This is a genomic window from Martelella mediterranea (assembly GCF_004342225.1).
Taxonomy (GTDB): domain Bacteria; phylum Pseudomonadota; class Alphaproteobacteria; order Rhizobiales; family Rhizobiaceae; genus Martelella; species Martelella mediterranea_B.
The window spans coordinates 91,565-114,512 of sequence record NZ_SMAR01000001.1; the positions used below are offsets into that span (position 1 = coordinate 91,565).

At 54.4% G+C, this 22,948-nt stretch carries 21 protein-coding genes and 1 tRNA gene; 15 read left to right on the top strand and 7 right to left on the bottom strand.

The window, feature by feature from the left end:
* Positions 1-28: 28 nt before the first annotated feature.
* A complete protein-coding gene (locus EDC90_RS00405) occupies positions 29-1,225 on the bottom strand; it encodes a PQQ-dependent sugar dehydrogenase (protein ID WP_132307374.1) in 1,197 nt (398 codons plus the stop codon).
* 371 nt (positions 1,226-1,596) lie between these two features.
* On the opposite strand from EDC90_RS00405, the gene dnaK reads away from it, so the two are divergent.
* From dnaK to recF, 3 genes are all read left to right on the top strand, one after another.
* On the top strand, positions 1,597-3,525 hold the full coding sequence (gene dnaK, locus EDC90_RS00410) for a molecular chaperone DnaK (protein WP_132307376.1): 1,929 nt from the start codon (positions 1,597-1,599) through the stop codon (positions 3,523-3,525).
* Between the two features lie 91 nt (positions 3,526-3,616).
* Positions 3,617-4,765: a molecular chaperone DnaJ gene (gene dnaJ, locus EDC90_RS00415; RefSeq protein WP_132307378.1), complete on the top strand. Its 1,149-nt coding sequence runs from the start codon at positions 3,617-3,619 to the stop codon at positions 4,763-4,765.
* Between the two features lie 177 nt (positions 4,766-4,942).
* A complete protein-coding gene (recF, locus tag EDC90_RS00420) occupies positions 4,943-6,067 on the top strand; it encodes a DNA replication/repair protein RecF (protein WP_132307380.1) in 1,125 nt (374 codons plus the stop codon).
* 17 nt (positions 6,068-6,084) lie between these two features.
* Here the strand turns inward: recF and EDC90_RS00425 are convergent, their stop codons facing one another.
* Complete coding sequence (locus EDC90_RS00425) at positions 6,085-6,288, bottom strand: SlyX family protein (protein WP_132307382.1); 204 nt, start codon at positions 6,286-6,288, stop codon at positions 6,085-6,087.
* A gap of 104 nt (positions 6,289-6,392) precedes the next feature.
* On the opposite strand from EDC90_RS00425, the gene moeB reads away from it, so the two are divergent.
* Positions 6,393-7,154, top strand: coding sequence for a molybdopterin-synthase adenylyltransferase MoeB (moeB, locus tag EDC90_RS00430; RefSeq protein ID WP_132307384.1), 762 nt, complete (start codon positions 6,393-6,395; stop codon positions 7,152-7,154).
* A 226-nt stretch (positions 7,155-7,380) separates the two neighbouring features.
* Here the strand turns inward: moeB and EDC90_RS00435 are convergent, their stop codons facing one another.
* The 4 genes from EDC90_RS00435 to EDC90_RS00450 form a co-directional block, all read right to left on the bottom strand.
* Positions 7,381-9,276, bottom strand: a complete 1,896-nt coding sequence (locus tag EDC90_RS00435) for a PhoX family protein (protein ID WP_132307386.1) — start codon at positions 9,274-9,276, stop codon at positions 7,381-7,383.
* 78 nt (positions 9,277-9,354) lie between these two features.
* Positions 9,355-9,693, bottom strand: a complete 339-nt coding sequence (locus EDC90_RS00440; protein ID WP_132307388.1) for a beta-lactamase hydrolase domain-containing protein — start codon at positions 9,691-9,693, stop codon at positions 9,355-9,357.
* A gap of 82 nt (positions 9,694-9,775) precedes the next feature.
* The gene (locus tag EDC90_RS00445) at positions 9,776-10,669 is read right to left on the bottom strand and encodes an MBL fold metallo-hydrolase (protein ID WP_132307390.1); all 894 of its coding nucleotides are present in this window, start codon (positions 10,667-10,669) and stop codon (positions 9,776-9,778) included.
* A 188-nt stretch (positions 10,670-10,857) separates the two neighbouring features.
* Positions 10,858-12,633 (bottom strand): sugar phosphorylase, encoded by a 1,776-nt coding sequence (locus tag EDC90_RS00450; protein WP_132307392.1) that lies wholly within the window; start codon positions 12,631-12,633, stop codon positions 10,858-10,860.
* A 718-nt stretch (positions 12,634-13,351) separates the two neighbouring features.
* Here EDC90_RS00450 and EDC90_RS00455 point away from each other — a divergent pair.
* The 3 genes from EDC90_RS00455 (at position 13,352) to EDC90_RS00465 (ending at position 14,554) form a co-directional block, all read left to right on the top strand.
* Positions 13,352-13,645, top strand: coding sequence for an ArsR/SmtB family transcription factor (locus EDC90_RS00455; protein ID WP_132307394.1), 294 nt, complete (start codon positions 13,352-13,354; stop codon positions 13,643-13,645).
* 140 nt (positions 13,646-13,785) lie between these two features.
* A tRNA-Phe gene (locus EDC90_RS00460) sits at positions 13,786-13,861 on the top strand.
* A gap of 132 nt (positions 13,862-13,993) precedes the next feature.
* Positions 13,994-14,554, top strand: coding sequence for a type 1 glutamine amidotransferase domain-containing protein (locus EDC90_RS00465; protein WP_132307396.1), 561 nt, complete (start codon positions 13,994-13,996; stop codon positions 14,552-14,554).
* A 55-nt stretch (positions 14,555-14,609) separates the two neighbouring features.
* On the opposite strand, the gene EDC90_RS00470 is transcribed toward EDC90_RS00465, so the two are convergent.
* The gene (locus EDC90_RS00470; protein WP_132307398.1) at positions 14,610-15,074 is read right to left on the bottom strand and encodes an Lrp/AsnC family transcriptional regulator; all 465 of its coding nucleotides are present in this window, start codon (positions 15,072-15,074) and stop codon (positions 14,610-14,612) included.
* A gap of 163 nt (positions 15,075-15,237) precedes the next feature.
* On the opposite strand from EDC90_RS00470, the gene EDC90_RS00475 reads away from it, so the two are divergent.
* The 8 genes from EDC90_RS00475 (at position 15,238) to EDC90_RS00510 (ending at position 22,828) form a co-directional block, all read left to right on the top strand.
* Positions 15,238-15,963 (top strand): aspartate/glutamate racemase family protein, encoded by a 726-nt coding sequence (locus EDC90_RS00475; protein ID WP_132307400.1) that lies wholly within the window; start codon positions 15,238-15,240, stop codon positions 15,961-15,963.
* 224 nt (positions 15,964-16,187) lie between these two features.
* A complete protein-coding gene (locus EDC90_RS00480; protein WP_132307402.1) occupies positions 16,188-17,318 on the top strand; it encodes an ABC transporter substrate-binding protein in 1,131 nt (376 codons plus the stop codon).
* 144 nt (positions 17,319-17,462) lie between these two features.
* Positions 17,463-18,377: a branched-chain amino acid ABC transporter permease gene (locus tag EDC90_RS00485; RefSeq protein WP_132307404.1), complete on the top strand. Its 915-nt coding sequence runs from the start codon at positions 17,463-17,465 to the stop codon at positions 18,375-18,377.
* Positions 18,370-19,380: a branched-chain amino acid ABC transporter permease gene (locus tag EDC90_RS00490; RefSeq protein WP_245510877.1), complete on the top strand. Its 1,011-nt coding sequence runs from the start codon at positions 18,370-18,372 to the stop codon at positions 19,378-19,380. The genes EDC90_RS00485 and EDC90_RS00490 overlap by 8 nt, the downstream gene beginning before the upstream one ends.
* Complete coding sequence (locus EDC90_RS00495) at positions 19,377-20,132, top strand: ABC transporter ATP-binding protein (RefSeq protein WP_132307406.1); 756 nt, start codon at positions 19,377-19,379, stop codon at positions 20,130-20,132. The genes EDC90_RS00490 and EDC90_RS00495 overlap by 4 nt, the downstream gene beginning before the upstream one ends.
* Positions 20,129-20,839 (top strand): ABC transporter ATP-binding protein, encoded by a 711-nt coding sequence (locus EDC90_RS00500; RefSeq protein WP_132307409.1) that lies wholly within the window; start codon positions 20,129-20,131, stop codon positions 20,837-20,839. Before EDC90_RS00495 ends, EDC90_RS00500 begins: the two co-directional genes overlap by 4 nt.
* Positions 20,832-21,332 carry an L-2-amino-thiazoline-4-carboxylic acid hydrolase gene (locus EDC90_RS00505; protein WP_132307411.1) on the top strand — a complete coding sequence of 167 codons (501 nt, stop codon included), beginning with the start codon at positions 20,832-20,834 and terminating at the stop codon, positions 21,330-21,332. The genes EDC90_RS00500 and EDC90_RS00505 overlap by 8 nt, the downstream gene beginning before the upstream one ends.
* A gap of 23 nt (positions 21,333-21,355) precedes the next feature.
* Positions 21,356-22,828 (top strand): NAD(P)-binding domain-containing protein, encoded by a 1,473-nt coding sequence (locus EDC90_RS00510; protein WP_132307413.1) that lies wholly within the window; start codon positions 21,356-21,358, stop codon positions 22,826-22,828.
* Positions 22,829-22,948 lie beyond the last annotated feature (120 nt).

Sequence of the window (22,948 nt, forward strand, 5' to 3'; positions counted from 1 at the left end):
GTCGTTTGGCCGGCCCCCTTTTTTATGCCTACTCGCCCGGCGTGAGCCGGATCAACTGGCCGTTGCTGGCATCTGTCAGCACCATGATGGCTCCGTCTTCGGCATTGACATCAACGTCGCGGATGCGATCGTCGCCCTGAAGATAACGCGCCTCACCGCGGACACGGCCTTCTTCCAGTTCGAGACGCACAAGCGCCTGACCGGCCAGTGCCCCGATCAGAGCGTCGCCCTGCCATTCAGGGAACATCTCACCGTCGTAAAACACCATGCCGGATGGGGCGATCACAGGATCCCAGTAATAGACCGGCTGTTCAACGCCTTCGCGCGCGGTGATGCCTTCGCCAATCGTCGCGCCTGAATAGGCAACGCCATAGGTGACGTCTGGCCATCCGTAATTCTTGCCAGCCTCAGGGCGGTTTAGTTCATCGCCGCCACGCGGGCCATGTTCAACAATCCACAGGTCCCCATCCGGTCCAAGCGCGGCGGACTGGATATTGCGGTGGCCGTATGACCAGATTTCAGGCGCACCACCTTCGATCTCAGGGTTGCCATCGGCAGCCCCACCCATCGGGTTAATCCGCAGGACCTTGCCGATATGCGTGCTGACATCCTGCGAAAGCGGCCGCGATTCCGGTGTGGAGCGTTCACCCGTCGTTATATAGAGTGCACCATCGGAGCCAAAGACAAGCCGTGAGCCGAAATGCTTTGTCGAGCGCCAGGCGGGTTGCTGCTGAAAGATGACTTCAGAATTTTCAATGCGTGTTTCATCGTCTGAAAGCGTGCCGGTTGCCACAGATGTTGCGTTGCGCCCATCGCCGTGCGGCTCCGAAAAGCTCCACCAGATCCGCCGTGTCTCATCAAAATCACTGCGAACGACAACATCAAGCAGTCCGCCCTGTCCGCGGTCATCAACCTCGGGCAGTCCGGTGACCGGCTCTGAAACACCATCGGCAGAAACAATGCGCATGGTTCCGGCCTGTTCTGTGACGATCCAGCGGCCATCAGGCAGCTGATCCATGCCCCATGGGCTTTGCAGCCCGTCTGCAATGACTGTTTTTTCCAGTGTGCCGGTATCCTTGATGGCCGGAGCGCGGGTCTGGTTTTTAAAGGCGGGTGTCTGACCTTCGGCATTTGGCGGCGCAGCGTTGAAATTCTGGGCGCTGGCATAGGAAAATCCGGCCAGAAGACCGGCGGCTGTCAGGCTGAGGCGAAGAGATGCAGGCATTTTTAAAACTCCCGTCTTTTGATGTCGGTTTTAATGCGTGACACTGAGATGGGGCAGGGCGCTGCGGCATGAAGGTGCCGAGCGCTTCACGATTATGTGTGAACGCCGTGCAAATAGCTGTATGATCGGGTCTGCCTGCTGATCGCCTGGCGAGCGGGTGGACGGATCATTTGCTGTTTCATACACACGAAAACGTGATGAATGGTGGTTTTCGGGCCGTTCTCCGCCTTGCAGAGCTATTTCACCCTCATTATATAGCGCTCACCACGGTGTAAAAAGACCGCGAAGTTTTAAACAAGACCATCGCTCAAGGGGCCGTCACGGAATGCCTGAAGGGTTCGGACGGTCTGCTTAAAAGGAGAGAAGATAAAATGGCAAAAGTTATTGGTATCGACCTGGGAACGACCAACTCCTGTGTGGCCATCATGGATGGCAAGGATTCCAAGGTGATCGAAAACGCTGAAGGTGCACGCACGACCCCTTCCATGGTGGCCTTCTCTGAAGATGGCGAGCGTCTGGTCGGTCAGCCCGCCAAGCGCCAGGCCGTCACCAACCCGACCAACACGCTCTTCGCCGTTAAGCGCCTCATCGGCCGCCGGTTTGAAGATCCGACTGTCGCCAAGGACAAGGGACTTGTGCCCTTTGAAATCGTCAAGGGTGAGAACGGCGACGCTTGGGTGAAGGCTTCGGGTGAAACCTATTCACCGTCGCAGGTTTCGGCGATGGTTCTTCAGAAAATGAAGGAAACCGCAGAAGCCTATCTCGGTGAAAAGGTCGAGCAGGCTGTTATCACGGTTCCCGCATACTTTAACGATGCGCAGCGTCAGGCAACGAAGGATGCCGGAAAGATTGCCGGTCTTGAAGTCCTTCGCATCATCAACGAGCCGACAGCTGCTGCTCTGGCCTATGGTCTCGATAAATCCGAAGGCAAGACGATTGCCGTTTATGACCTTGGCGGTGGTACTTTCGACGTATCCATCCTCGAAATCGGCGATGGCGTCTTTGAAGTGAAGTCGACCAATGGCGACACCTTCCTTGGCGGTGAAGACTTCGATATGCGTCTGGTCGAATATCTTGCCGATGAGTTCAAGAAGGAAAACGGCATTGATCTGCGTTCCGACAAGCTGGCTCTGCAGCGTCTGAAGGAAGCTGCCGAAAAGGCCAAGATCGAGCTGTCTTCTGCTCAGCAGACCGAAGTCAACCTGCCGTTCATCACGGCTGATGCTTCCGGTCCGAAGCACCTGACGATGAAGCTGACGCGCGCCAAGTTCGAAAGCCTGGTTGCCGATCTCGTCAAGCGCACGATTGATCCGTGCAAGGCCGCTTTGAAGGACGCTGGCGTTTCTGCAAGCGAAATCGACGAAGTCGTTCTCGTTGGCGGTATGACCCGTATGCCGAAGGTTCAGGAAGCTGTTAAGCAGCTGTTTGGCAAGGAAGCGCATAAGGGTGTGAACCCGGATGAAGTTGTTGCCATGGGTGCTGCCATTCAGGGCGGCGTTCTGCAGGGCGATGTCAAGGACGTTCTCCTGCTCGACGTCACACCGCTGTCACTCGGTATCGAAACACTTGGTGGTGTCTTCACCCGTCTGATCGATCGCAACACGACGATCCCGACCAAGAAAAGCCAGACCTTCTCGACCGCCGAAGACAATCAGTCTGCCGTGACCATCCGTGTTGCGCAGGGTGAGCGTGAGATGGCTGCCGACAACAAGATGCTTGGCCAGTTCGATCTCGTTGGCATTCCACCGGCTCCGCGCGGCGTACCGCAGATCGAAGTCACCTTTGACATCGACGCCAATGGTATTGTGAACGTTTCGGCCAAGGACAAAGGCACGGGTAAGGAACATCAGATCCGTATCCAGGCTTCCGGTGGTCTTTCCGACGATGATATCGAACAGATGGTCAAGGATGCGGAAGCCAACGCAGAAGCCGACAAGAAGCGTCGCGCTGCTGTGGAAGCCCGCAACCAGGCTGAAAGTCTGATCCATTCGACGGAAAGCTCGCTCAACGAGCACGGTGACAAGGTTTCGGAAGAAGATCGCAATGCCATCACGGCTGCGATTGAAGAGCTGAAAACAGCAGTTGCTGCCGAAGAGCCGGATGCTGATGACCTGCAGGCCAAGACGCAGACTCTGATGGAAGCTTCGATGAAGCTTGGTCAGGCCGTCTATGAAGCACAGCAGGCTGATGAGAATGCTCAGGCCTCTGCCGATGCTGAGAAGGATGCCAAGGCCGAAGACGTTGTTGACGCTGATTTCGAAGATGTCAGCGATGATGACGACGGCAAGAAATCGGCCTGATCTGATTTTTCAGACAGCATCATCACTCCTTAAAAATGCCGGTCGTCCCATATGTGGCGGCCGGAAAATCCTGTAAGAGGTTGGCATCTCCATGGCAAAAGCGGACTATTACGAGACACTCGGCGTTGGCCGTTCGGCTGACGAAAAGGAGCTGAAAAGCGCCTTCCGCAAGCTGGCGATGAAGTACCATCCGGACCGCAATCCCGACAATGCTGAAGCTGAGCAGAAGTTCAAGGAAGTCAACGAGGCCTATGAAACGCTGAAGGACCCTCAGAAACGGGCAGCCTATGACCGTTTCGGTCATGCCGCTTTTGAAAATGGTGGCGGTGGCGGACCGGGCGCCGGTGGTTTCGGTGCTGGCGGATTTGGCGGCGCCGGTGGTTTCTCCGATATCTTTGAAGATATTTTTGGCGAAATGATGGGTGGTGCACGCGGTCGCCGGTCTTCCGGTGGACGCGAGCGTGGCGCTGATTTGCGTTACAACATGGAAATCAGCCTGGAAGAAGCCTTCGAAGGTAAGACAGCACAAATCCGGGTTCCGACATCTGTAGTCTGTGACGAATGTTCAGGCTCGGGCGCCAAACCCGGTTCAACGCCGAAAACCTGCACGACGTGTCATGGCGCTGGTCGCGTGCGCGCTGCTCAGGGCTTTTTCTCGGTTGAGCGCACCTGTCCGACCTGTCATGGACGTGGCACGATTATTTCCGATCCGTGCACGAAATGCCATGGTGAAGGCCGTACGGTTGAAGAGCGTTCGCTCTCCGTCAATATTCCCGCAGGCATTGAAGACGGCACCCGTATCCGCCTTCAGGGCGAGGGGGAAGCAGGCCTTCGTGGCGGTCCGGCTGGTGATCTTTATATCTTCCTTTCGGTTAAGCCGCATCCCTTCTTCCAGCGTGATGGTGCGGATCTGCATTGTACCGTTCCGATTTCGATGACGCAGGCGACGCTCGGCGGCAAGTTCGAAGTGACCACGCTTGATGGATCGAAGTCGCGGGTTTCCGTGCCGGAAGGTACGCAGACTGGCAAGCAGTTCCGTATGAAGGGCAAAGGTATGCCGGTGTTAAGGTCGTCACACAAGGGCGATCTCTACATTCAGGTTCGTGTGGAAACACCGCAGAAGCTCACCAAACGGCAGCGCGAGCTGCTGCAGGAATTCGATGAACTTTCATCCAATGAGAACAATCCCGAATCCAACGGTTTTTTCTCCCGGATGAAGGACTTTTTCGGTTCCGAGTAAACGCATCTGACTGCGGTCAGAGTTGATTGAAGAAAAGGCACTGGATCACGTCCGGTGCCTTTTTGCTGATATTCCAATGCAAGGTCATCAATCCGTGCGCTTCATTGGTCAAAAAACTTTTTTCGGGTGACGTTTTGGCCCATAAGAGGCAAACGTGATTTGAACCGAAACCTCGATATGTCATCTTCCATTTTCCTGACAGCACTGAAACTGACCGACTTCCGGAACTATTCGCAGGTGTCACTTGCGTTTGACGGGCGTCATGTCGTGCTGACGGGCGAAAACGGATCTGGCAAGACCAACCTGATGGAAGCGGTTTCGTTTCTTTCTCCCGGGCGAGGTCTGCGTCGGGCTGCCTATGCACAGGTTGCCCGCAAAGACGCTGCCGCCGGTTTCACGATTTTCACAGAGCTTGAAGGCATGTCCGGTGATGTGGCTATCGGAACCGGAACCGATGGCAGTGAAGGTTCGGGACGCAAAGTGCGGATTAACGGCACGCCTGCGGGCTCCAGCGATGAACTTCTGGATCACGCGCGTGTTGTCTGGCTGACACCTGCGATGGACGGGCTTTTCACCGGGTCTGCGGGGGAGCGCCGCCGGTTCCTTGATCGAATGGTTTTGTCCATCGACCCGGCACATGGGCGGCGGGTGGCCGATTTCGAGCGGGCGATGCGTTCACGAAACCGTCTGCTTTCCGAGCGGCGAATGGAGCCGGTCTGGCTTTCAGGCCTGGAGGAGCAGATGGCCGGCCTCGGTGTGGCAATGGCGCTGGCGCGGCGCGAGCTGCTGTCTCTGCTGACAGGGCTGATCGCGGAGGCTGACGGTGAAGGCCCGTTTCCTGCGCCTGAAGTTGCCTTGAGCGGCTTCTTTGCCGATCGGGCCGAGGGCCCGGCTATTGATCTGGAGGATCGCTACCGTGCCATGCTGGAAGAAGGACGCCATCGCGATGCTGCGGCCGGTCGCACCCTTGAAGGTCCGCATCGCAGCGAGATGGCTGTGCGCCATGCTCAAAAACAAATGGATGCCGCACTTTGCTCCACCGGAGAGCAGAAAGCGCTTCTTCTGGGGCTGGTCCTGGCTCATGCGCGGCTTACAAACCGGATCAGTGGACATCCGCCGATCATGCTGTTTGATGAGGTCGCAGCACACCTTGATGCCGGACGGCGTGCGGCGCTTTTCGAGCGGATCGACGAGATCGGTGGTCAGGCCTTCATGACCGGGACTGACCGCTCCCTCTTTGAGGCGCTTGAGGATCGCGGCCAGTTTTTCAATGTTTCAAATGGTGCTATCCGCGAAAACTGACGCCAGGTCCGGATGGTTCAGTAATGCGGTGGCTTTGTCACTTCCGGCTTGACGCTGGCCTGTTCTTCCAGCTCAAGGAACTGTTCAGCCAGTGATTTAAACTGTTTTTGCAGCCGGTCGATCTGCTTCCACTGTTCGGCGACCTGCTCGGACAATTCATCGATTGTCTTTGTCTGGTAGGCGACGGTTTCCTCGAGTTTGACGATACGCTCTTCACTCATATCTGGCCTCCTTTCGTTCATAACGATTTTGTATTTGTGATAAAATTTTCAAGTCTGGTAGGTGTGGTATCCACATCAGAAACAGGGATTTCGGCAGACCGCCCATGAGCGACCACGAACCATTTTCGAAAGAAGAAATTGACCGGTATGCGCGCCATATCGTTTTGCCTGAAATCGGCGGTGAAGGCCAGCAGGCATTGAAAAATGCGCGCGTTCTGGTGATTGGGGCGGGCGGGCTTGGCAGTCCGGTTCTGCTTTATCTGGCTGCGGCAGGCGTGGGTACCATCGGCATAGCCGATGATGACGGCGTCAGCCTTTCCAATCTGCAGCGTCAGGTGATCCATGATATTGGAACCGTGGGCGAGGCGAAAACCGAAAGTGCGGCGCGCGCCATTGTTCAGATCAACCCGCATGTGACCTGCCGCCGCTATCATGAGCGGCTGAGTCGTGAAAACATCGGCGGGATTCTGAGCGGGTATGACCTGCTGCTTGATGGATCGGACAATTTCGAGACCCGCTATATGGCGGCAGATGCGGCGGAGGCCGCAACTGTCCCGCTCGTGACCGGTGCGGTTGGTCGCTTCGATGGATCTCTGACCGTTCTTAAACCGTATGAGAAGAATGCGGATGGTAAACTCAACCCGCGCTACCGCGATCTCTATCCCAAGGCCCCGCCGCCCGGTCTGATACCAAGCTGTGCCGAAGCCGGTGTGATCGGCCCTGTAACAGGGGTGATCGGTACGCTGATGGCCATGGAGGCGGTTAAACTGATCACCGGCGCCGGTGAGCCGCTGGTTGGGCGCCTGCTGCTTTATGATGGCCTGAACGCGCGCTTTGATACAATCTCATATGCGCGCAAGATCTAGTGTGGAGAATTTGAAATTCACCGCATTGTTGCAGTAACCTCAAGTACGAATTTCAAATTCGAAAACCACAATAGAAACAAAAACCTGCTAGTCACGCTCCTTGAATCTGACGTTCATTCAGAGCAAGCGGAGCAATGAAACGAACTTCATATTCGGGTGACCAGTTCAAACGGATCCACCCCCGGTTCAGTGGCGAGGGTGGGATTTTGGCGATCTTGGCAACTGGTCAGCCAATCAGGTCGTTGTCGTCACGCTTGATGGCGACAACAGATGACCGCGGCAAGCCGGCTTCTGCAGGCCATGAGCCACCCGGATGCTGAACGCCGACAAACATGGTGCGCCGGTCAGCCGACCAGCAAAGGCCGGTGATTTCCGAACCATAGGGGCCGGTCAGAAAGCGGACGATTTCACCTGTCGCCGGGTCACCGGCAAGCTGCTGGTTGTTGCCCATTCCGGCAAAATCACCCTCGTTTGAGTAATTGCCGTCGGTCTGGATCCAGACAATGCCGCTGGTATCAAAGGCCATACCATCGGGTGAATTGAACAGGTTGCCTTCGTTGATATTGTCCGAGCCAGCCTTGAGGCCTTCGTGCACGGTCGGGTTTCCGGCCATGACAAACAGGTCCCAGTTGAATGTTTCAGCGGCATGATCTTCATTTGCCGGATACCAGCGAACAATCTGTCCGTATTTGTTGGCCTCGCGCGGGTTGGGGCCACCCACTGGCGTCTCGTCGCCACCGGCATTGGTTTTGATGCCGCGGTTTTTGTTATTGGTGAGACAGCAATAAGCCTCGACGGCATAGGGGTTGGTTGCGATCCACTCCGGACGGTCCATTGTTGTCGCGCCGACCTTTGATGCGGCCATACGGGTGAAGATCAGCATTTCGGCCTGATCCATGCCGGTTGTTTCCGGTGTCAGAGCCAGCCATTCGCCGGTCTGATCATCATTGAATTTGGCAACATAGAGGGTGCCGTCATCCAGAAGGTGATCGGTGTTCTCACCGGGCACATATGGATGCGTCGACACGAAGCGATAGAGAAATTCGCCACGCTCGTCATCGCCGAGATAGACGACAACACGGCCATCGGGAGCCAGTGTTGCTTCAGCATTTTCATGCTTGAAGCGGCCAAGGGCTGTACGTTTGACCGGCGTGCTTTCGGGGTCTGTCGGATCGATTTCGACAACCCAGCCGAAGCGATGTGGCTCGTTCGGATCTTTCGACGTATCGAAACGGGGATCGAATTTTTCATAGCCGTAGCGACCTTCCGGGGCTATGCCATAGCGCTCATAGCCTGCCTTCACGGTATCGCTGTACCGCGCATCCGAGGTGGCGCCGAAATAGCCGTTGAAGTTTTCCTCACAGGTCAGATAGGTGCCCCAGGGCGTTTTGCCTGCGCCGCAATTGCCCATCGTGCCGAGAATGTGCTTGCCGTCGGGATCAGCCGAAGTCTTCAGCAGGTCATGACCGGCAGCGGGACCGGAAGCCGTCATCGGTGCATTGTGATGCAGGCGTCGATTAAACGGGCTATTGCGGACAATGCGCCAGCCATCGTCATCTTCCGTGATCTCCATCACCGTCACGCCTTGCAGGTTCTGGAGTTTCAGCACATCGGCTTTACTTTGCGGAATGCCGTCTTCGGTCTGTGGCAGGTTGATATCGCTGTTGACATACTCATTGTTGATCGCGATCACCTGATGACCGCGGATCTGATAGGTTTCCATGCCATCGGTGTTCTCGCCGAAAACCTTGTCCGATTCCTCAACTGAGCCGCCGGTCTCATGGTCGAACTCGGAAACGCCGTCAAAAAGCGGGTCGCCCCAGCTTGCGAGGATTTTCCAGCTATAGCCTTCAGGCACATGAATATCGAAGTCGGTGTGTGGCGGGATCGGCTTGAACGGGAAGCGTGATGCTGACACAGTCTGCGCTTTGGCAAGGCCGGGTGTCATCAGGCCGGAACTCATGGCCACTGCACCCGAACCAAATGCCACTACGCCGCCCAGAAAGCCGCGGCGGGGAATGGCGCGTTCAACGACGCGGTCGAACTCGCTTTCATCCGGACGCGGGAAGTGCAACTCATCCCATTCGTCATCAGACATCTTGCTCGGCGGAATCTTCGTCATATTGTCACTCCCTGATCTATGACGTTGTCATGCGCCGCGAAGTCTAGGGTGAAAATGACGAATGTTATGTGACAGAAATCAGGCACCTGCCTGTAGTGCAAGCTGATAGAGGCTGGCGCAACGGCCACCGGAGGCGCAAAAGGCCAAAACCTTGCCATCCGTCACACTCAGTATTTTTTTAAGCTTCGGTGCCTGGGTGATCGGAGAGTGAGAACCACCGACAGGCAGGTAGTGACACGTCAGGCCCGCCGCTTTGGCGGCTGTCTCGATTTCTGCATATTTCGGCTGAAAGAAACCTTCCCCATCAGGGCGCATGCAGATAACGGCAGAAAAGCCCTCGCGGGCCACGTCTGCCATATCTTTTGCTTTCAGCTGGCCGGTGACATGGTAGTTGCCGGTGATTGCTCGTGCGCGCATTTTCCTCGAACCTCATCCAGGTGCGCCGCCTTCTGCAGGAGGTACGGGCGGCGACATATTGCATATTATGATATTGCTATAGCTATAGAGCGTTGATCGGCAGCTTCAGCATGGGGCGTCCGTCTTCATCCTGCGGAATTTCACCGGCACGCATGTTGACCTGCAGCGAGGGCAGGATCAACCGCGGCATTGAAAGCGTTGCATCGCGCGCTTCGCGCATATTGACGAATTCGTCTTCATCGATGCCATCACGCAGGTGAATATTGTGCTGACGTTCTGCGCCGACCGACGTTTCCCACTGGATTTCACGACCGTTTGGTCCATAGTCGTGACACATGAACAGACGGGTTTCTTCCGGTAGCTGCAGAACGCGTTTTGATGAACGATAGAGCGTGCGGGCATCGCCGCCGGGAAAATCAGCACGCGCCGAACCGCCATCAGGCATAAACAGCGTGTCGCCTACAAAGGCAGCATCACCGATTACATGGGTCATGCAGGCAGGTGTATGGCCCGGCGTATGCATGACACAGGCTATCATTTCTCCGATCCGATAGGTGTCACCATCGCTGAAGAGCCTGTCAAACTGCGAGCCATCACGCTGAAATTCCGTACCCTCGTTGAAAACCTTGCCGAAGGTTTCCTGCACGATGGTGATGTTCTCGCCAATGCCGAGCTTTCCGCCCAGCTTCTCCTGAATATAGGGCGCACCGGACAGATGGTCGGCATGAACATGTGTTTCAATGATCCATTCAAGCTGCCACTCGTTGTCACGAATAAAGGCAATCAGCCTGTCGGCGCTTCGATAGGTTATGCGGCCTGCGGCGTGATCGATATCCATCACGCTGTCGATGACGGCGCAGGCGCTGGAGGCCGGATCCCTCACGACATATGAGATCGTGTTGGTATCCGGGTCAAAAAAACCGTGAACCTCGGGCTTGATATCCGGCGCCGGTTTAAAGGGCAGGGGCGGAACCATGCGATATCCTCCTCAGACTGTTTATCTATAACGTAAATGATAATACGTATATACGCAACTATGAATTATAGATAGATGAAGCAACGCCATCGGCATGATCGATAAATCAGAAACCGGCTGATACTGTGACAGGCCGTGCAAGCGCGGCCTGATGCCTACCTGTTTAAGTTTTGCCGGCAGACCTGATGTCAGGTGCGGTTTGTGATCCAGCGACACTGATACGGGGCAAAGCTGATCTTTTTGTCACCGGCGCTGATTGGTTCTCCGGTAATGAGATCATACCAGCTTTCACCACCAATCAGATTGAGCGACATGGCTGGAATTTCCATGTCTTCGTCGGTCACATTGTTGATTGCAAAGATACTCTGCGAGCGATCAACACTCTGGCGCCAGAAGCCGAACAGCTTTTCGCCAAGGTGAAGCGTGAACTGCGTTGCATTGGGGTGAAAGGCCGGCTGCTGCGTGCGGATAGCAATCAGCTTGCGCATTGCGTCGAAAACCTGAGCGTGCTGGCTGGTTTCGTCCGCCAGAGCGTCCTGCAGGGCACCATAGTTCCAGCGATGGCGGTTGATTGCCCGGTTATGACCAGTTTTCTCGACGCCCTCATAGTCATTGCTCGTTGCCAGAAGAGAGTGAATATAAAAAGCGGGAATGCCTTCAAGTGCCATGGCTATGGTCTGGCTGCAAAGGAAGCGAGCAATGTTGTGATTGTCTTCGCCCCTGACGGTGCCTTTCAGTGCATCAAACAGTGAAACGTTCATTTCATAAGGCCGCATCGTCCCGTCGGAGAGCTGACGCATTGACACCTTCCCGCCGAAGCCCTGAACCGTTTCCACCATTTCAGAAATGGCATCGTCGGAAAGCAGGCTTTCTGCCGGGCGCAACCCAATGCCGTCATGGGATGCGGTGAAATTGAAATAGGCGCACCCCATCTGCGCTGGCGGCATCGCCATCTGCCAGGCGTTTAGGAATTGCGAAGTTCCCGTCAGCAGCGCATGGACGATCAGCGGCGGCAGCGAGAAGTTATAGATCATATGGGCTTCGTTGCGATTGCCGAAGTAACTCAAATTCTCGATATTCGGCACATTGGTCTCTGTGATGAGCACAATGCTTTCTTCGCTATAGTCGGCCAGAAGCCGCATCAGACGGATGATTTCATGCGTTTGCGGCAGATGAATGCAGGATGTTCCGATTTCCTTCCAGATAAACGCGCAGGCATCGAGACGAATGGTTCGCACGCCGCGGTCAATGTGGAAGCGCATAATCTTCAAAAATTCCAGCAACACATCCGGATTGGAGAAGTCGAAATCCACCTGATCGTGGCTGAAAGTGCACCACACATATTTTTCGCCATCGGCAGTTTCCACTTTCCGCAAAAGCGGGTGAGCACGCGGGCGGACCACATCGGTGAGATCGTCTTCCGGAGAGGCCGTGAAGAAGAAGTCCTTATAAGGCTTGTGTCCCATCCGGAATTCATTGAACCAGCTGCTCTGGCTGGAACAGTGATTGAGCACCAGATCCGACATCAGCCGGAATTCGCGACCGATGCGTTCGATATCTTCCCAGCCACCGAGGCCGGAATCAATTGCTCGGTAGTCGGTGATCGCAAAGCCGTCATCCGAGGTGTAGGGAAAATAGGGCAGAATATGCACGCCCTTGATCACCCCTTTGAGATTCTCGGTCAGAAAATCCTGCAACAGCGAAAGCGGCTTGTGCTCGCCATCGACAATCGAATTGCCATAGGTGATGACATAAGCATTATCGGCGCTCCACATGCCGTTTCCGGCCACGCGGCCACGCCGTCTTGGATGCGTTTCGCCGGACCAGAAGGCCTCCAGAACCTGACGCGTCAGAGCGCGTGAGTCCTTTTCCGGGTAGATGTTTTCGAGATGAAGCCGGATGCTTTCGCGAAGCCGGCGCGGAATCGTCGTGCCTGTTTGCGGCGTTTCTGATAGCGTCGTCATTATATCCTTCTTTCCCCACACGCTGAAGTTAGCATGTCGAGTCCATTTAGCAATTGCGAATTGCCCCGGTGGAAATGAAAGCATGAGAGAATTGGTGCACTGCCGCATCGAACACTGTCTTGGAATTCAAAGCGGGGTTAAGGCGTATGGCTTAAGCGCCGTGGCTTGCGATTATGCTGGACCTGTCAGCGCAACTAGCCGCCTGGCTGATGCTCAAGATGCGTTGATGTGCTTTTGTGTGCTTACGATCTTACAGTTTATCATGCGTGTGCCGGAGGGGCGATACGATTGAAGGCATGGGGCCGAGATCAATATTGCGAAGACTGAAGGTGTGCTACCGGCCGCTTAAGATCACAGTCACCCGATATGGTCGCAACATCGCCTCCCGCTGAGTGGATATGAATATTCTATTTATATACATATTAAAAATTTAACTCTGCATGAATATTTATGACTGAATATAAATGAAAATATCATCCTTGATTTATTATGTAAATTACTTTAGGTTGTAGTTGGTTGAATATTAAATAATTATTTTTTGATGGTTTTTATTTATTTTTATATAAAAATAAGTATCAACAAATTTGCAGGCGTTCATGATGGTGAAGATATTTATATTATGAACCACTAATAAATCAAATGGAGATATTTAATGAGCTGCGTTGCGTCGTCGCATTTTCCTATATTCGCTCCGAAAAGGAGTAAGCGTTTCAATTCAATGTCTGTGTTGCTGGCTGCTCTGGCTGATGAAAATCGTCTGGCGATCGTGAGAGCGTTATCGATGGGTGCCCGCACGTTGGCTGAGTTATGTTCGTTGACAGGGCAAACCCAATTTCTGGCTATGCGCTGTTTGCGCGTTCTGCACGATGATGGCGTTGTCATCTCCTGGTCGACGCAATCCGGCCGTCTTCATCAGTTGTCGCATCCGTCCATGCGAAAGGTTGCCGATATTGTTGCCGCCATGGAACAGGACACTCAGTCTGACCTGAACACGGCTTGCGAGGTTGAGTGATCCGGGCAGACATCCGGTGGCGTGTGGATAGTGTGAAAAAACTGACAATTTCTCGAAATTGCCGCTGGACTTGAAAAAACAAGATGCTATAACCGCGCTCACTTGAGGGGGGACCTCCTCACCGCCATCTCAACGGCGATGCCCAGATAGCTCAGTTGGTAGAGCAGCGGATTGAAAATCCGCGTGTCCGTGGTTCGAATCCGCGTCTGGGCACCACTCATCTCCTACGGAATTTCAGTGAAATATCAAGTTTTGCGGAACGGTCAGTTGCCTCTTGCGTTCCAGTCATCGAAGGCGCTTGCAAAGAGCCAGCGCCAGTTATGCCGGAAACACGAACAGGAGGATATGATGACTGCGATCAATCAATCCAAGATTCTGATTATGGCAACGGATGGCTATGAACGCTCAGAATTACGCGTCCCTTACGACGAGCTGATGAACCGTGGGGCCGACGTCAAGATCGTGTCCTTCGAGAAGGGACAGATAGCCAGCTGGGCCGGGAAAGACTGGGGTGACAGCATTGATGCTTCGCTGACGCTCGAAGACGTCAACGTTTCCGATTTCGACGCGCTCGTTATTCCCGGCGGTCAGATCAATCCGGACGTTTTGCGCACCAGCGAAAAAGCCGTTGGTATCGTCGATGCATTTTACAAATCGGGCAAGATTATCGCTGCCATTTGTCATGCCCCATGGCTTTTGGTTGAGGCGGATCTGTTAAAGGGGCGCGATGCAACATCCTATCATTCGATCAGGACGGATGTGAAAAATGCCGGCGCCAACTGGGTCGACCGTGAAGTGGTTGCCGATAATGGCATTATCACATCGCGCTCGCCGAAGGACCTTGACGCTTTCGTCAATAAGATCGTCGAGGAAGTGGAAGAGGGGCGTCACCAGCGTAAAGCGGCCTGATGCCGCCAGCCTCTCATTTGGTCATGAGGCCGTTCGGTTTCGCCGGGCGGCCTCTTTATATGAGATAATTCATCGGGACAGCTGTTGTGTATTTCAGCTCTTCCATGCCGATGAACGATGAGATGTCGGTAAAGTCCAGCCTTGCGATCAGCTGCTTGTAGACAGCGTCGTAGACTTCCACATCCGGTACGACCATGCGCAGCAGATAATCCATGTCACCGGTCAGCCTGTATGCTTCAACGATTTCGGGAATATCGGCGATGGCGCTGCGAAAGCTCTCCAGCCACTCGATCGAATGGCGCGAGGTGCGCACAGCCACAAACACGGTCATGCCGACATTGGCTTTTCTGCGGTCAACCAGCGCGACACGCCGGGTAATCAACCCGCTTTCCTCCAGGCTTTTGATCCGCCGCCAACACGCGGATGCTGATAATCCGACAAGGTCAGCCAAGTCTGTCACCGGCATATCGGCGTCATGCTGAAGATATTCGACGATTCTGCGGTCGCGTTGATCGAGCATCTGCAATAATCTCGCTCTTTATAATTTATTAGTGAGAAAATAATGCGTAAATAGCCGATAATGCAATAAAAAATCGCATTATGGATCGACAAACGTTCATAATTCAATCTGATTTTGCAGGCCACCCAGCTTATCCTCCTGACAAAAGATAAGGAGAAAGACCTTGCAGAAAACAATCGGTCTGATCGGTGGCATGAGCTGGGAATCCACAGCCGTCTATTACAAGGAAATCAATGAAATCGTCCGGCGCCGGTATGGCGGTTTGTCATCGGCAGACGTGCTGATACACTCTGTGGATTTCTCGCGGATTGTGGCCTGGCAAAAGGCCGGGGAATGGGGCAAGGCAGCCGAATATCTCGGTGATGTCGGCAAAAAGCTTCAGGATGCTGGTGCTGATTGTACGCTCATTTGCACAAACACAATGCATATTATCGCAGACGAAGTCTCCGCGCATTTCGATATCCCGCTGATCCATATCGTGGATGTAACGGGCTCAGCGCTGAAAGCTGCTGGTGCCAAAAAGCCGCTTCTTCTGGCTACGCGTTACACGATGGAGCAAAGCTTTTATCGCGACCGTCTGAAAGCGGAATATGGTATTGAAGCGATCGTCCCGGATGAGGCAGATCGCGCCGGTGTACATAATGTGATCTTCGAGGAGCTTTGCTGCGGCGTTATCAGAAAAAGTTCGCATGATCTTTATTGCCAGGCGATTGAAAAGGCGAAGGCTTCCGGCTGTGATGCCGTTATTCTTGGCTGTACGGAAATTGGTCTCCTGATCGGCCCCGATGATACAGATCTTCCGGTTTTTGATTCCACCAAGCTGCATGCTGCTGCTGCCGTCGATTTTGCGTGCGGTGTTGATGACAATCAGCTTCTGGCGACCGGCTGAATGCCGGCGTCTGCCGAAATGGCACATCGCTTGCTTGATTTTTTAAAGGAATGAACTTTTAGGAAAAGTTTTTACCAGACGGGGGTATCGCGCAAATCACGAACTCATAACGGAGCACGAAAACTGCTAGCAGCATGAAGGACTGCAACAGACAAAAGCAGGTGTTTGCCGTGACTAAAGATCATTCACATAAAAATATAAGAATGACCTCAGAGGAGAACGAAATGAACAGTTTCCACAAGACCGCGCTTGCCCTTTCGGCAGGTCTGGCGGCCATGATGCTTTCGGCTGGCATGTCGCTCGCCGCAGATGGTGATCCGATCAAGATTGGCTATCAGCTTCCGCTGACCGGCAACACCGCGCAGTACGGGCAGGATTTCGAAACAGCGTCACAGATTGCGCTTAAGGCGTTTAACGCCTCCGGTCAGTTACCGGTTCCGGTCGAAATCATTTATGAAGATTCGCGCTCGGACGCGAAGGAAGGCGTGACAATCGCTCGCAAATTCGCCGACAATGACGAGATTGTCGGTGTGCTGGGTGATTTCACTTCAGGCGTCTCGATGGCTTCGGCTCAGGTGTATAAGCGTGAGGGCATTCCGCAACTTTCACAAACTGCCTCGCATCCTGACTATACCAAGATCTCGCCCTACCAGTTCCGCAACATCACCACCCAGGCGCAGGAAGGCCCGTTTAATGCCGACTGGATGAATGCGCTGGGCTACAAGAAAATCGCCGTCATCTCAGAACAGACCGACTGGGGACAGACTGTCGTTGATAATTTCACCGATGAGGTGAAGGCCAATGGCGGTGAAATCGTGTTTTCGGAATATTTCAACCGTGGTTTGCCGGATTTCCGTTCGATCATCACCAAGATTGAACGTGCTGAACCGGATGCGATTTATACCGGCTTCTTCTATGAAGACGCCGCCAATTTCCTGAAACAGGCCCGTCAGCTTGGTCTGGATATTCCGATCTTCTCCACGTCTGCTGCCTATAGCCCGCAGCTGATTGAACTGGCGGGTGAAGATGCCAACGGCCTGCATCTGACGGCGACTTTCATGCCGAATGATGACCGGCCCGAAGTGCAGGAATTCGTGAGCGCCTGGGAAGAAGAGCGCGGCGACAAGCCGGGCCAGTTCCCGGCACAGGCTTATGATGCGACCAATATCATGCTGGATGCCATCGTCCGTGCCTATCCTGATGTCACGCGTGAAAGCCTTCGCGATGCGCTGGCGGAAACGAAGGATTTTCCCGGCGTGACCGGTGTAACCACCTTTGGCCCCGATCGCGAGCCGCAGAAGGTTCTGACAAAGGCAGTCGTTGAAAACGGCGCATTTGAACCGGTCAGCAACTGATCCTGAGAAACTCAGAAGGCGGTGGTTGCTCTTGCTACCGTCTTCAACAGTTGTCGTTTCCCTTAAAAAACGGATGACAATTTCGCTGCCCGCTCTTTGATGCAAAAAAAAGGCGGGTGCGGCGACCTTGCGGAGACCTGCATCTTGCTAGATCCATATTACCTGCAGCAATTGCTGATTGGCCTGTCACTCGGCGTTACCTACGCTCTGATGGCTATCGGCTTTACGCTGATCTTCGGTGTTTTGAACGTCGTCAACTTTGCGCATGGCGAAGTATACACGCTGGGCGCGTTTGCCGGTCTTCTGGCCATAACCACCTTTGCGCCGCCATTGCTGATCGTTCTGTTTATTGCGCTGGCTGTTGGCGCGCTCGCCGGCTTTGGGCTGGAGCGGATCGCTTTCAGACCCTTTCGCCGGTTTTCGGATGAAGCCTCCTTGAAATCACGCGCGATGCGGGAAGCAACCCTGATGTCGTCGCTGGCTGTCTCTATCGTCGTGCGTGAGGCGCTGGAACTGGTCTTCGGGTCGCAGATGCAGAGCATTCCTTTTGACTACATGATCAACAAGCCGATCCAGATCGGCGAAGTCACCATTTCGAACGGCGATATCATCATCCTGGCGGTCGCCATTATCATGCTGGTTGGCCTGCAATATATTCTCAGGAGAACCCGGATCGGGCTTGCCATCCGCGCCGTCTCCAACAATCCGCTTGGCGCAAAATATGTCGGTATCAACACCGACAGAACCATTGTTTCGACGTTTGTCGTCGGCTCGATGATGGGCGCTGCTGCCGGGCTTCTGGTTGGGCTCTATTATGGTGTGATCTTTCCGGCGATGGGTTTTGTGCCGGGTATCAAGGCCTTCGTCGCAATGATTATGGGTGGCCTGACCTCCATTCCCGGTGCAGTGATCTGTGCATTGCTTCTCGGTGTCTCTGAAGGTCTGGCAACCACATTCATTTCTGCCAACTGGGCGGATATGGTGGCTTATGGCTTCTTGATCGTGACGCTGATTTTCTTCCCGCGTGGCCTTTTCGGCGGAAGGAGGGAGCGTGTTTAATATCCCTTCGTCCCGTCTTTTTTCGGTGGCTTTGCCGCTGGTCTTTCTGTTCGTGATCGTCCCGCTCGCCCTTCATGGCTTTGACCGTGGTTACTTTTACCAGATCGCCAGTCTTGTTCTGATCTTCGTGCTGCTGGCTGCCTCGCTGAATCTCGTCGCCGGAACAGCAGGATTGCTCCATCTCGGTCACGCTGCCTTTTATGGTGTAGGCGCTTATACGGCGGCCCTTCTGGGCGCTGATTATGGCGTTGGATTTACGCTAGGGCTACCGCTTGCCGGTGTTGTCGCCGCGTTTCTGGCGTTTCTGGTGGCACTTCCAACCATGCGTCTGGTGTCGATCTACTTTGCGGTTGCCACGCTTGCTATCGGCCAGATGCTTTATCTGATCATGTTGAACTGGGTTGGTTTTACCAAGGGGCCGAACGGCGTGATGCTGTTCGATGGCATGAACCTGTTCGGCTTTGACATCACTTCCGACAATGGCATCTATTTCGTGGTGGCAGCGGTCGTGACAATCTCGATCTACCTCATTCACCGGATCAGTCATTCCTATTATGGCAATGGGCTAAGGGCGCTCAGAGAAGACGATCAGTGCACCGATGCGATGGGCGTCAATACGGTGCGTCTGAAGATTGAGGTGTTCACGCTTTCCGCTTTCTTCGCGGGCCTTGCCGGTGCGCTCTGGAGTTATACCACCGGCTATATTTCACCGAAGGATTTCGACTTCTCTGTTTCAATCCAGATCCTGGCGATGGTTGTGGTTGGCGGGCTTGGCTCCTTGCCGGGTGCCATCATCGGGGCGGCGCTGCTGATTCTTCTGCCGGAAGTGCTGCGCGATGTCGGTGATTTCCGCAATATCGCTGTCGGGCTTGTGATGTTCTTTGCCATTCTTTTCTTGCCGAAGGGCCTGTTCGGCGAAGTGTCTGCCCTGTCACTTGTCCGCCGTCATATCGGCGATCGCTGGCAGCATGCTCCGGGCGATAAGAAGGTGGGCTGGCGATGAATATTCTGGAAATTGAAAATCTGTCCCGCTCCTTCGGCGGACTGAAAGCCGTTGACAATATCACCACTCATGTCGGTGAAGGCGAACTGGTTGGCCTGATCGGACCGAATGGTGCCGGCAAGACAACTCTGTTTAATCTGATATCCGGTTTTACGCCGGTTTCCGGCGGGCGTGTCCGCTTCAAAGGTGAGGATATCACGGGCCAGAAGCCCTTTAAAATCGCCAAGCATGGTATGTCGCGAACATTTCAGAACCTGCGTATTTTTCCGAACATGACGGTATTTGACAATGTTTCGGTCGGCGCGCTGGGCGACACAGGCATGAATTTTTTCCAGTCCCTTGTCGGCGGCGGGATGCGGGCTGAACGCATTTCCGAACAAAGCTGGAAAGCACTGGAAATGACCGGCCTGACAGATGTGGCGGATGATCTGGCGGCGAACCTTTCCTATGGGCGTCGCAAATATCTCGAAATCGCTCGCGCATTGGCCATGGAACCAGATTTTCTGATCCTCGATGAACCGGCCGCCGGGCTGAATGATACTGAAACCGCAGAGCTTTCCACCTTCGTTCAGAAGCTGAATGCTGATGGTTTGCCCATCATGCTGGTGGAGCATGACATGAACCTTGTGATGGGAATTTGCGAGCGCGTCGTCGTGATCGCCTCCGGGCGCAAGATTGCCGATGACGTGCCCTCGGTCGTGCGCATTGACCCGGTCGTTCTGGAAGCATATCTCGGAGGGGATGACGAATGAGTGCTGTTCTCGAAATCGAAAACCTCACCGTGTCGATGGGCGTTCAGGAAATTCTGCATGGCGTTTCGCTGAACGTTGAGGAAAAGGGCATTTTCGGCGTTTTGGGCTCAAACGGCGTTGGCAAGACAACGCTGATGCGGGCCATCTCAGGCATCTATACGCCAGCATCCGGGACCATCCGTTTCAAAGGTGAGGTGGTCAGTGGTCTGCCGAGCCATGCTGTGGTCAGGGCCGGCATCAGTCAGGCTCCGGAAGGTCGGCAGATTTTCTCCAACATGTCGGTGCGGGAAAATCTTCTGATCGGTGGCGGTCCGCATGGCCTTTCGGAGCTGGACCATGTCTGCCACCTGTTTCCAACGCTGAAAGAGCGGATCAATCAGGAGGCTGGCTCACTGTCAGGCGGTGAGCAACAGATGCTCTGTATTGGCCGGGCACTGATGGGCAAACCGGAAATACTGCTTCTGGATGAACCATCGCTGGGTCTTGCCCCGAAAATTGTAAAGGCGATTTTTGACCTCGTGGAGACGATCCGCAATGAAGGGTTGTCGATTCTGATTGTGGAGCAGAATGCCAAATCAGTACTGCGTATTGCCGATCAGGCCGCAGTGATGGAAGGCGGGCGGATTGTATTGAGCGGACCGGCTAAGAACCTCGCTGCGGATCCGCGTGTCGCAGAAGCCTATCTAGGAGGTCACGTCCATGTCTGAAGCCACATCGAAAAAGAAAGAACGCCTGCCGGTTATCGAACAGCGCCGCATCGAGGCCAATGTCCTGGCGAGTGTCTATGATGAGATTGAGGCGCGTCACGGCAGAGATGAAGCGCGGAAGATTATCGGCGATGCCGTGACCCGTGCGGCTATCCGTCAGGGTGAAAGTTTCGCCGAAGAACTGGACCGCCCGGCGGACTTCTTCGACTTTGCCGACTCTTTGAAATACTGGACAGCCAATGGCGCGCTCGAAATCGAGGTGCTGGAGACAACAGAAAAGAGCTTTGCCTATAATGTCACGCGTTGTCGCTATGCGGAAATGTACCGCGACATGGGGCTGGGCGATATCGGCGATATCCTATCCTGCAATCGCGATGGCGCTTTCTGTCAGGGGTTCAATCCGAAAATGACGCTCACACGCAATCAGACAATCATGTCTGGCGCAAGCCACTGTGATTTTCGTTATTCAATGGAAGAGGGTGCTGAAAAGTAGCGCCGATAAGGAACTGAAACGCAATGTCCACGCTTTTAAAGTCCACTGAAAACCGCAAATTCTCTGAAAGCGGTCTGTCTGCACTGAATGAGAAGGTCAAGGCTGATATGGCGGTTTTGAAGCTGCCTCCAGCGGAGTGGACAGCCCCCAAAACAGGTGGTGACGGTGAAAAACTGCTGGACGTTGTGATCATCGGGGCTGGCATGTTCGGCCTGTCAGCGGCAGGCAGCCTGATGTTTAAGGGCGTTCAGAATATAAAGCTTCTTGACAGGGCGGCAGAGGGGCAGGAAGGCCCGTGGGTGACCTATGCCCGAATGCTGACACTGCGCTCGAAAAAGGATCTACCCGGCTCACCTTTCGGTATTCCCTCGCTCACATTCCGTGCGTGGTATGAGGCCTGCTTTGGGCTGGAAGCATGGGAAGAGCTCTACAAGATCCCCAATGCGGTCTGGCAGGATTACCTGCTATGGCTTCGCAAAATGCTGGCGCTTCCGGTTGAAAATGACTGCGATGTGACTGCCGTTGAGCCGTTGAGCGATCACGTCAAGGTCACGACGGCTGATGGCCGTATTTTCCGCGCAAAGCGGGTCGTGGTCGCCACCGGGCGCGCGGGCGCTGGCGGCTTCAACAGGCCGGAGGGTATTGCAGCAGATCTATGGCAGCATCTGGCTGCGCATACCAGCGAGATGATTGATTTTAAGCGCCTTGAGGGCAAGCGCGTCGCTGTTATCGGCGCAGGTTCATCCGCGTGGGACAATGCTGCAACCGCGCTGGAAAATGGCGCGCAATCGGTCGATATGTTCTGTCGCCGCAAAGCGCTGCCGCAACTGAACAAGGGGCGCGCCAATGCCAATCCGGGCTTTTTTTCCGGCTGGCGCGGTCTCTCGGATGCAAAACGTTGGGAAATGGCGGTCTATCTGGAGCGGGTACAGACCCCGCCGCCGCATGAAACTGTGCTCAGAACCATCGCTCACGATTGCTTCAGTGTGCATTTCGGCATGCCCTTCGAAACAGTCAGGCAGGCCGGTGACAAAGTGTCGATTACCTTCACCAATGGTGATATGCAGGTTTTCGACTTTCTTATTCTGGGCACGGGTTTTGCCGTCGATCTTTCCAAAGAACCGATGTTCTCCGGAATTGCGGATCGTATCGTGACCTGGGGAGATTGTTACCAGCCGCCGGACAACCTGCAGAATGCGGGCCTGTCGCGTATGCCATATCTTGGCGAAGGCTTCGAACTGGCTGAGCGTGGCTCGAAAACGAGCCCACTTAATCGTATCCATATCTTCAACACCGGATCTTACTTGAGCTTTGGAACGCTTTCTCTGGATGTGCCAAGCGTCAATCCGGCGGGTGAACGCCTTGCCGCGCATATCGCCAGCCATTTGTTTGTCGAAGACTTCGATGTCCTGTTTGAGCGTCTGAAGGACTGGGATGAGGAACATGAACTCGAACCAACGCCCTTTTATGCACCCGATTATGTGAACCGGGTATGATTTCACCCTGCCGGAAAGCCACCACAGGTTTTCTGCTTTTCCACCGGTGATATCCGATGTGAAAAGGCCTTGAGAAATTGCACACTCGACGGATGCGGCTGTTTGCGTAATAACGTGACT